We start from the raw sequence: 10,316 nt of genomic DNA, 5'->3' as shown, positions 1-10,316 counted from the left end.
TACGGCATTATTTATGCCTTTTAATAGCGTATTTACGGCTTCTTTTAGGGCATTTAGTTGAGGGTTGCTACCTTGCAAGGTGATTAGTCTATCTATCACGCCACTTGATTCGATATTATTAAAGACTTCTAGGGATTCTTTGACTAGGGCTGCGTCTTGGTCTAGGTTTTTTTGGGTGTTTTCTACATTTTCATTGATTGCCATTGCCATAGCACCTAGCTCATCTTTTGCCTTTGGTTGCAAAAATGGTGGCAAGACATTGGTTTTGTGATTTAGATAATCAAAAAATCCAAACAGCTGACTAGAAATATTATCAATCCTGCTTACAACTCGTTTGCTAATGTAGAAAAACACCACAGATACGATAAATGCTAATGACACAACAATGCTAAAAAGCACGATATTGCGGAGGGCATTTACAGGGGCTATGACTTGCTCTTCGGGGAGGGCAAATACCATACTCCAATAAGTCCCGCTTCCTTTGCCTGCTTCAAAAGATTTTACCCCTGTCCAGCTTATGTCGCCATTGCTTGTGCGGTATTCGTATATGCCATCTTTTCTGTCTGTTACGCCTTTTGCTAGTTTGGAGGCGGAGGGGGTTTTATTTACAGAGAGGAGCTCTTCGCCCTGCCATTCTTTGCGAGGGTGGATTATGATAGTGCTATCTTGGGTAAGGACAAATGGCACGACACCTTCGGCTTTTAACGCCTCTTTGGCATTTGATAAAATCTCATCACCTATGTTGCTAGCCTCTATGAGTAGCCCGACTACGCCTATGACTCTGCCGTTTGAGAGGATAGGGACATTTAGCGATACGCCATAGACTTCGCCTATGCTTGTTAGTCGCTTAAATGCGGGGTTGCTAATGGCGATTTTGCCACTACTCATTGCTTTTTGCAAGCCTTTAAAGCTTGTGAGAACGGGGTCTGCTTCGATTATGCTTATGCCACCTTTTGTATCTGGGGTTTTGTCTCTAGCGATGATTAAAAATTCGCCATTTGGTAGTCTGTGTTTGGCGTTTTTTATCCCGCCTAGTGGGGTAGAATCTTGCAAATACACATAGCCTAGTGTAGCCCAAGGGTTGCTATCAAGCAGGCTTGAAATGGTGCTTTGCAACATCTCTTCATTATCAGGGCGCGGATTTGAAAGCACGGATTGTATGCTTCCTTTGCTAGATTCTAGCATCGCAAAGGCTTCATTTATCTGGTCTTGCAAAAAGCTAGCAAATCGTGCTGAAATGTTGTCGATTAGCTTGTGGGATTCTTCAATCTGTATGGTAGAGCTTCGTTTTATGATTACAAATGCCATAACAAGCATACATAGCATCACTATGCCATTTATAAACAACGCTACTCGCGTGCCAAGCTTCATATTTCTCCAAGCGTCCATTTTCTTACTCCTTATGTCCCCGAAATAGATTTTCCCCTCTTTCCACTATTTGTCTTAATGCCAAAAGATTTTACGCTCATTTTAGTGCGATTTTGGCGCGTCTTTAATGTGGTAAAAAGTGGTAAATAGCCCAATCTCTCAAGGTTTCTTAAAAAATGTATTGTAAGAAAAAATATCTTAAAGTATTCTTGCATTTTGGATTATTTCTGCTTTTTTCGCAATAATCCGTATTTTTTTCGTTTTTCCCATAGGCTTTTGCGACTCATACCTAGCTTTTTTGCTAGCTCTATATCAGGGTAGCGATGCTCAAACCTCGTAACAATGGTTTTGACATAATCCGTGATAGACATTATGTCGCCTCCGATTTCTTGGGGGTTTGGTATGGAGCAAATATCAATGATTTGAGGGAAAAAGATTTTGTCTGTGGAAACGCACGAAATGATAAAAGGATACTTCGTAACCGCTTCTAAAAACTCCCTTCGCTCGCTTCGTTTTAGCTCTTCTAGGTTTGTGATATATGAGATTTTAGATTTGCGGGGGGATTGCTCTAGTAGGTCTTTGTAGTCGGTGTGCTTTAGCGTGATAAAATCAAAGGATATATTTTTGTCTTTGGCATATTTCATCGCATAAATATCCGCACTTCTTTGGGAGGTGCTTTTGATGACAAATGGCGGGCTATATGAGATAAGATGAGGGGTGTTTAGCTCGATTTGGACGAAGTTGAAATATGAATTATAAAATCTAAGTGTTTTTTGGATTTTGGCAAACTCGTGGTAATGAGCGATTTTGCGCAAAATCTCATCGGTAGAAAATGGCTTTAGCACGCAGTCTTTTGCGCCCGCTGATATGGGCTTTTTTATCGTGTCATCGTTGGCATAAGACACTAGCATAATGATAATTGCATTATTTGCGTGCTTTTTTATGAATATCTCACAATCGTTGTCATAGAGGTTTGATGAGATGAGTATGACATCAAAATCTGCTCTATCTTTTGGAATCTCTGTGGATATAGTGCATTCATAGCCTGCTTCTTCAAGGTTGCCTAGTAGGGATTCTGCAAGGTATATTTCTGGCTCTAAGATAAGAAGTGTCATTTGCGTCCTTTGTTTTGGGATTTTTTGCTAGATTTTACTTTGTCAAATCTTTTTTTAAATCGCGCTTAGATTTTGCTAATTTTAGCTAGTTTGTTGCGCGGGGCAAAATCTTATGTCTGGCAAGATTCTATGTTTTTGGCATAAGATAGCCAATCAAATCGTTTTAGCGATGCTGAAGTCATCACGCATACCCCCTCGCTACGCCCGATAAATCCTAGCTGCTCTGTGGTGGTGGCTTTGATATTTAGCGCGTATAGCGGGATACCTAGAAGGGTGGCGATGGATTCTTGCAAGGCGCGTTTGTAGGGAGCTATTTTGGGGGTTTGAGCGATAATCGTCATATCGATATTGTTTATCACAAAGCCGACATTGCCCAAAAAATCTACCACTTTTTTTAGCAACTTTTTAGAATCGGCATTTTTATACGCGCTATCATTGTCTGGAAACCACTCGCCTATATCGCCCGCCCCTATCGCCCCAAGCAGGGCATCTATAAGGCTATGGAGTGCCACATCGCCATCGCTATGAGCCTTAAAGCCAAATTTAGATTCTATCTCTACGCCCCCTAGCACCATTTTTTTGCCCTTTTCAAAGCTATGCACATCGATTCCATTTCCTATGAAAATATCTCGCATCTCATTTGTGTGGCTTGTGTCGCTGTGGATTTTGCTTGCAAAATCTGCTAGATTTTGCAAATCGTGGATAAAGGTTAGTTTATGCAAAGATTCTTTGCCTTGTATGAATGCTACTTTGCCACCATTGGCGGCTATCGCGCTACTTTCATCGGTGTATTTTGTATCTTTGTTTTTTGTGCGGTTGCATTGTGCGTTTGGGGTGGTATCTAGCGCGCTAAGCAAAGAAGCGGTTTTTGAGAGTTGGGGGGTTTGGATACGAAGTAGGGATTCTCGCTTAATGTATTTGCCATCATAAAGCACGGTATCAGGCACGCTCAAAGTCGGCACTATGCAATCGATTTGGCTTGCGATATTGCTTGAAGTCTCTTTGGTTTTATGGTTTGTAGATTTTGTTATCATTTGGGATTTTATCGCCTCGCAAAAAAGCCTTTTTATAATGTCATAATCAATCCCAAATCTTGCCACATCGCTTACTAGCACCCATTTTGTTTTCACGGCTTTTAGCGCGTTTAGCAGGGAGTCTTGGCGAGAGTCTCCACCCGTTATGATTTTGTAGCTACACATTTTTGCCATATAGCCCTGCTCTGTGGGATTTGCACTAAGCAATATATCTCCAAAATCAAAATATTTTTCGCATCGGTTTGCTAGAAATAGCCACAGTGGCTTGCCATTTATGCTAAGCCATTGTTTTTTTACGGGGAAATGCTTTGAAAAGCGGGTGGATTCTCCCGCGCTTAGCAAAATCAAAGTAGTGTCTTTGGCAAAAGAAGCGAGGTTAGAATCTATGCTAGAATCAATAGAAGATATGTTGTTTGTAGCGGTTGTAGCCATATAGATTTTGTGCCTTTTTGGTGTGATTTTGGGATAGAAATTATACGATTTTTTGTCAAATATTGGATTTGAAAAATGCGTAAAAAATACACAAAATCTTTTTTGGGAATTTTAGAAAAAAGTGTTTGAGGGGGTTTAAAAAATGTTTGAAAGCATTTGTGAAAAATGGATTTTATTAGATTTTGGGGCAAAATTTGCGTGGATTTTGAGGGATTTTGCAATGGTTATGGATTGCTTTTGGCAAGTGGTTTTTGGAAGTGCTTTTTGCAAAATGCTTTTGGCGTGGCATAAGGATTTTTCGTGGAATATTTAATGCTTGCAAAAACCTAGAAAAACACCAAGTATGGCAAAATCTAGTTAAAAAATCTTGCTTAAAAAATGGCATAAAAATATTTGATAAAGGGGCATAATGCTTAATGGCAAACATATCTTAATCACGGGTGGCACGGGGAGTTTTGGCAAAAAATTTGTCGAAATCGTGCTAAAAAAATACCGCCCAGCTAGGCTTATCGTGTATAGCCGAGATGAGCTAAAACAATATGAAATGAGCCAAGTTTATAATGATAAATCGATGCGATATTTTATCGGCGATGTGAGGGATTTGGCGCGGTTAGAATCCGCGCTTATGGGGGTTGATATTTGCATACACGCAGCCGCGCTAAAACAAGTCCCCATCGCAGAATATAACCCCACAGAATGTATAAAAACCAACATAGATGGCGCAAGCAATGTCATCTCTGCGTGCCTAAAAAATAGCGTAGGACATATAATCGCGCTATCCACCGACAAAGCGGCAAATCCTATCAATCTCTATGGCGCGACAAAACTTTGCTCGGATAAACTTTTTGTAAGCGCGAACAACATAAAAGGCGCGAAAAAATCGCTTTTTAGCGTGGTGCGCTATGGCAATGTCGTAGGAAGTCGGGGAAGCGTAGTCCCGCTTTTTAAGCGACTTATCGCGCAGGGGGCAAAAGAAATCCCTATCACGGATTTGCGAATGACTAGGTTTTTTATCACTTTGGAGCAGGGAGTGGAGTTTGTGCTAAAGAGTCTGGAGAGAATGCAGGGGGGAGAAATATTTGTCCCCAAAATCCCAAGTATGCGCATAAGCGAGCTAGCAAAAGCCCTAGCCCCAAATCTACCCACGAAGCAAATCGGCATAAGGGCGGGAGAGAAGCTACACGAGGTGATGATTCCGCTTGATGATTCAAGGCATTGTTTTGAGTTTGATGATTTTTATTTGATAGAGCCTAGTATTGTGTTTCAATCGCCTATCAACTATGCCAAGACGCGCAATGGCGAGGTGGGCAAAAAAGTGGCAAAATCTAGTGAAGCGACACAAACAGAGCAAACGCAAAATCTACAAGATGGCTTTGAATACTCAAGCGATAAAAACACGCAATGGCTAAGCGCAGAAGAGCTAGTAAAAATCGCTAATGATGTGTGAGGGGTTTTTGGTAGCGTTTAGATTGGATTTTGGGGGGGTTTGTGGGTGTTTTGTGGGGGGATTGAATGGTGTGTTAATGGGGTGTTTTAGATTTTGGGTTTTTGTGTGTGAATTTTGTGTGCTTTTGTGTGGATTTTGTATCAAAAATGGCAACACACAAAAAAATAGGGTTTAAAAAGGTCTTTAAAAACACGATATACAGCATTACGCATAATCGCACAATAAACACACGCAAATAAAATCTAATAAATAAAAATTATTGATTAACGATTTTTTGTTAAAGTTTCGGTCGATAATTTTTATCAATCAGTTGGTTTTATTGATTTATCTCAAGCGATGGGCTTAAAAATACATTTTAAGCGAGCTGAATCAAAAAGGCTTTGCAAAAACGATTTAAAAAAGCCTTGCAAAAAGCCTAAAATCTACAAAACAAAGGATACAAAATGGTGCTAAAAGCAATGATAGGCGTGCTAGGAGCTGTGGCTTTGGTGGTGGTGAGTATCGCTGTCATCAAGGTGCAGGATTCACAAAAAGTGCGCATCGAAAAAATGACGCAAAACCTAGACTCCATACGAAAAATGCGAAGTGGCAAAAGCGGATATGCAGGGACAGACTATATATCTAGTGAGAAAAACTTACAAGAAAAATGGATGTGGGGAGGGGGAAAAAGCGGTGGCAGAGAGCAATAAAACCCAAAATCTAAAAAACTTCAATTTTTTTTAACTTTAGTTTTTGTCTAACTAGCGATTTTAGGCAGACTTTTATCACCACCTACAATCAACCAAAACACCAAACAACACTTCACATAAACGACTAAAAACCAAAATCTTAACAAACTAAAAAACTTATAAAAACTTATAAAAATTATGCCACGCAAAATCTTATCCCCTATCTAGCGTCTTTATCTCGCTTTGGACTTTTTCTAGCTTTTGGAGGACTTCTTGCAGGCTAGATTCTAGCTTTGCCACCACTTCTTTTGGCGCGTTTGAGAGGAATCTATCATTTTTTAGGTTGGATTCTAGCTTTTCGCGCTCTTTTTGCAATTTTTGCTTTTGAGCCTCTAGGCGTGATAAAATCGGTGCTAAATCAATATTATCTAAGGGCAAGTAGGACTTCACGCCCTCGCCTATATCCACCACGCAGTTTTTTATGTTTAGTTCTGGTGGTATAAAAAATCCGTTCTTACTAGCTAAAAATTTGTTTTCATCGACAAAAACACCCTCACGGCTAGTTAAGATTCTTACTTGTTGTGTCTTAGCAAGTTTTTGAATATAGTTTTCTGCGATTATCCTTTTATTCTCATCTTTTTCAAAAATTTGTAACTCGATATACGCGCTATCTATGGGCTTATTTGCCAAATCCACGCTAGCTTTTAGCCTGCGCAAAGAGATTATCGCATTTTTTATGCTTTCAAATTCTGCCTCTACCTCCAAATCCCGCGCAATATCGCTAGGAAACTCCGCAATCATAATGCTTTGTGCGCACTCTAGCGTTTGTCCCTTTAGGCTGTGATATAGCTCTTCGCTGATGAATGGCATATATGGGTGAAGCAATTTTAGCGCGTCTATTAGCACAGCTCCTAGCTCGTGTATCGCCTCTTTTTGCGCCTTTGCTAGCTCTATGCACCAATCGCAAAATTCCCCCCACAAAAAGCGATATAGCACGCTAGCCCCGTCATTAAACCGATAGGATTCTAGCGCGGTTATAAGCTCGCTTGTTGTGGCATTTAGACGGGATTTGGCATATTTGCCAAGCGGGGTTTGATATTGTGCTATGCTATCTATCTCGCAAAATCCATTAAAGCTAGAATCTATCTGTGAGGCGTATAGTCGCAAAAATTGCGTGGCGTTAAATAGCTTGTTTGCAAAATTTTTGCTGATTTCTAGCTGTGCGCTTGAGAGTCGTATATCACGCCCTTGAGCGCAAAGATAGGCTAGGCTAAATCGCAGAGAATCCGCGCCGTATTTGTCTATCATTTCTAGGGGGTCTATGACATTTCCGCGTGATTTGCTCATCTTTTGCCCGTTTTCATCGCGCACTAATGCGTGCAGGTAAATATCTCTAAATGGTAGTTTGCCTAGCAGGGATTCCCCGCTAAAAAGCATTCTAGCTACCCAAAAGAAAAGTATGTCAAAGCCTGTGATAAGCAGGGAATTTGGATAAAAGTTTGCCAAATCATCGGGGGTGTATGGGGTGCTAGAATCGTTGGCGGTGGATTTTACCCTCCCCCCTAGCCCCCCTCCGTCACATTTTGATAGTTTGGGGAGGGGGGATTTTGGATTGCCACGCTCGCTATCGCTCGCTTGCGATGACGATTTGGCGTTAGAATCTAGGCTAAATTTTGGGCTAGATTCTAATGTGGATTTTACCCTCCCCCTAGCCCACTCCGCCACATTTTGATGGCTTGGGGAGGGGGGATTATTTTTATCATTTGTAGCCCCCTCCGCTACATTTTGATAGTTTTGTGAGGTGGAATCTATTTTGTCATTGCGAGCAAATGCGTTCGCATTTGCGTGGCAATCTATTGTTTTGTCAATGATTTTCTTGTCGTATTTAGGCTTTGAAAAAGCCGAAGTATCCCCCTGTGTTTTTTGTTTGGATATTTCGCTTGTATGACAAGATGATAGATTGCCACGCTCGCTATCACTAGCTCGCAATGACGATTTGGCGTTGGTTTTTTGGCTAGATTCTAATGTGGATTCTACCCTCCCCCTAGCCCCACTCGTGCTAAGGGAGGGGGGATTTGGATTGCCACGCTCGCTTTGCTCGCTCGCAATGACGCAATCGCTAGAATCTGTGCCACCATTTTCCGCCACAATTCTAGTATTTTTGCTTCGCTTTGCTTGCAACCCGTTGGGTGCGGTAGTGCTTGTGGAGTTTTTTGTAGATTTTGGGGGTGAGCTAGGCTCTCTTTCCTGCGAACCCTCAAAATCTACAAAATCTTTGCAATGATTACCCAAAGACGAATTGCCATTAGTGTTGCCCCAGCCTAGCGTGCTAAACGCCCACAACCCCGAACTAAACCAAGTATCTAGCACATCTTCTACCTGCACCACCTCCCCGCCACATTTTGGACAGCTAGATTCTACTTCGTTTTTGGAGGCAAAGCGATGAAGGCATTTAGGATTTTGGCAATCCCAAATAGGAATCCTATGCCCCCACCACAGCTGGCGTGAGATACACCACGGGCGAAGCTCCCTCATCCACGCGTTAAAATTATTTAGCCACGCGCTTGGATAAAACTTTGCCTCGCCATCATTTACGCGCTTTATCGCACCGCTAGCGACTTGCTTTGAGACAAACCATTGCTTTGAGATATATGGCTCGATTAGATTTCCGCAGCGGTAGCAAGTGCCGACTTGATTTTGATAGGATTCTGTTTTTAGTAGCGCGCCGCAAGAATCTAGCGCGGCTACTATATCTTCTCGCGCTTCTAGTCGCTCTCGCCCTGCAAATCCTTGCGCGTTTTGGTTAAAGATTCCCTTTTCATCAAAGATTACAAGGTTTTCTAAGCCGTGTCTTTTGCCGACTTCGTAGTCGTTTATGTCGTGTGCGGGGGTTACTTTTACCACGCCCGTGCCAAACTCCATATCCACCGCGCTATCGGCGATTATGGGGATTTCTTTTTCTAGCAGGGGGAGTATGACTTTTTGCCCGATTAGGTGGGCGTAGCGGGAGTCGTTAGGGTTTATCATCACGGCGACATCGCCAAAAAATGTCTCTGGACGCGTGGTGGCGACTACAAGGGCGTCTTGTGGGAATGTAGTTTTGTCATTGTGGGATTTTACCCTCCCCCTAGCCCCCTCCGCTACATTTTGATGATTTGGGGAGGGGGAATCTATTTTGTCATTGCGAGCAAATGCGTCCGCATTTGCGTGGCAATCTATTTTGTTATTGTTAAAAAGTGGATTTTGCTTGCGCAACTGCGCCCACTCGCGCTTACGCGCTACATCGCTACTTCGTAGCTGTGGGCTTGTGCCACGCTCGCTATCGCTTTCAATGACGCAATCGCTAGAATCTATGCCACCATTTTCCCCAACAATTTTAGTATTTTTGCTTCGCTCCGCTTGCAACCCGTTGGGTGCGGTGTGGCTGTGTAAGTTTTTTTGATTTTTTGGAATGTTAGCGGACTCCGTGCATTCCAAAAAATCCAAAATCTTATCGCATTGCATACCCAAAGACGAATCGCTATCAACGATTTTGTAGGCGATATAATATAGCTTTGTATCCTGTGCCTCATACTGCACCTCTATATCACTCAACGCCCCATCGTGCGTGCACCAATTTACCATATAATCCCCCTCATAAATTAGCCCCTTTTCATACCACGCGACAAATGCTTCTCTCACCGCTTGTTGCAAGCCTTTATCCATCGTAAAGCGTGTGCGGGAGAGCGCAGGGGAGATGCCCAAAGCCTCCATTTGTCCCAAAATCTTGCCACCAGATTCTTCTTTCCACTCCCATACTTTGTTGATAAATTTTTCCCTGCCTAGTTCTTCTTTTTTGATTCCTTTTGCTAGCAGTTGCTTTTCTACGACATTTTGCGTGGCTATGCCAGCGTGGTCAAGTCCGGGCTGATATAGCGTGGTGTAGCCCTGCATACGCTTAAATCGCACGATAATATCTTGCAAACTAAGCGTCAAAGCGTGTCCTATGTGAAGCACGCCTGTTACATTTGGTGGGGGCATCATTATGCAAAAATGCGTGTCTTTTGGGCTGATTTTTTTGCCATTTTTTTGGAGTCTCGCCTGTCGTTTTTGGGCTAATTTTTCGTTGCCATCTATCTCAAAATACCCTCGATTTTTGCAGATTTCATAGATTTTGGATTCTATGGTTTTGGGGTTGTAGGCTAGCTTTTCTTGTGATTGTTCTTGGGTGTTGTTTTGTGTGTTTTGCGTTGTTTTTTGGCTCATTTTATTC

The 10,316-nt window shown here is 42.1% G+C and carries 7 protein-coding genes and 1 pseudogene; 3 read left to right on the top strand and 5 right to left on the bottom strand.

Going from position 1 to position 10,316, the window contains the following annotated elements; all coding sequences use genetic code 11:
• From ACWIUO_RS07430 to ispF, 3 genes are all read right to left on the bottom strand, one after another.
• On the bottom strand, positions 1–1,389 hold a 1,389-nt coding region (locus ACWIUO_RS07430; RefSeq protein ID WP_454177272.1), incomplete at its 3' end, for a PDC sensor domain-containing protein.
• A 200-nt stretch (positions 1,390–1,589) separates the two neighbouring features.
• Positions 1,590–2,483 (bottom strand): response regulator, encoded by an 894-nt coding sequence (locus ACWIUO_RS07425; protein ID WP_454177271.1) that lies wholly within the window; start codon positions 2,481–2,483, stop codon positions 1,590–1,592.
• A gap of 110 nt (positions 2,484–2,593) precedes the next feature.
• Positions 2,594–3,949, bottom strand: coding sequence for a 2-C-methyl-D-erythritol 2,4-cyclodiphosphate synthase (gene ispF, locus ACWIUO_RS07420; protein WP_454177270.1), 1,356 nt, complete (start codon positions 3,947–3,949; stop codon positions 2,594–2,596).
• 142 nt (positions 3,950–4,091) lie between these two features.
• Here ispF and ACWIUO_RS07415 point away from each other — a divergent pair, with 142 nt between their 5' ends.
• The 3 genes from ACWIUO_RS07415 to ACWIUO_RS07405 all read left to right on the top strand — a co-directional run bounded on the left by ACWIUO_RS07415 (position 4,092) and on the right by ACWIUO_RS07405 (position 6,085).
• Complete coding sequence (locus tag ACWIUO_RS07415; protein ID WP_454177269.1) at positions 4,092–4,262, top strand: hypothetical protein; 171 nt, start codon at positions 4,092–4,094, stop codon at positions 4,260–4,262.
• A gap of 96 nt (positions 4,263–4,358) precedes the next feature.
• Positions 4,359–5,396: a UDP-N-acetylglucosamine 4,6-dehydratase (inverting) gene (pseB, locus tag ACWIUO_RS07410; RefSeq protein ID WP_454177268.1), complete on the top strand. Its 1,038-nt coding sequence runs from the start codon at positions 4,359–4,361 to the stop codon at positions 5,394–5,396.
• 443 nt (positions 5,397–5,839) lie between these two features.
• Positions 5,840–6,085 carry a hypothetical protein gene (locus ACWIUO_RS07405; protein ID WP_454177267.1) on the top strand — a complete coding sequence of 82 codons (246 nt, stop codon included), beginning with the start codon at positions 5,840–5,842 and terminating at the stop codon, positions 6,083–6,085.
• Between the two features lie 192 nt (positions 6,086–6,277).
• Here the strand turns inward: ACWIUO_RS07405 and ACWIUO_RS07400 are convergent, their stop codons facing one another.
• Complete coding sequence (locus ACWIUO_RS07400) at positions 6,278–7,789, bottom strand: class I tRNA ligase family protein (RefSeq protein ID WP_454177277.1); 1,512 nt, start codon at positions 7,787–7,789, stop codon at positions 6,278–6,280.
• A 543-nt stretch (positions 7,790–8,332) separates the two neighbouring features.
• Positions 8,333–10,309, bottom strand: a pseudogene (locus tag ACWIUO_RS07395) (class I tRNA ligase family protein); the annotation flags it as partial.
• Positions 10,310–10,316 lie beyond the last annotated feature (7 nt).

It is taken from the genome of Helicobacter sp. T3_23-1056, from assembly GCF_053654535.1.
Note: the sequence above shows the minus strand (reverse complement) of the source record. Positions and strands in the feature narration are given on the sequence as shown.

Excerpts from the sequence above, each read along its gene's own strand:
- ACWIUO_RS07405 (WP_454177267.1), top strand. The coding sequence starts at position 5,840 with ATGGTGCTAAAAGCAATGATAGGCGTGCTAGGAGCTGTGGCTTTGGTG.
- pseB (WP_454177268.1), top strand. The coding sequence starts at position 4,359 with ATGCTTAATGGCAAACATATCTTAATCACGGGTGGCACGGGGAGTTTT.
- ispF (WP_454177270.1), bottom strand. The coding sequence starts at position 3,949 with ATGGCTACAACCGCTACAAACAACATATCTTCTATTGATTCTAGCATA.
- ACWIUO_RS07415 (WP_454177269.1), top strand. The coding sequence starts at position 4,092 with ATGTTTGAAAGCATTTGTGAAAAATGGATTTTATTAGATTTTGGGGCA.
- ACWIUO_RS07425 (WP_454177271.1), bottom strand. The coding sequence starts at position 2,483 with ATGACACTTCTTATCTTAGAGCCAGAAATATACCTTGCAGAATCCCTA.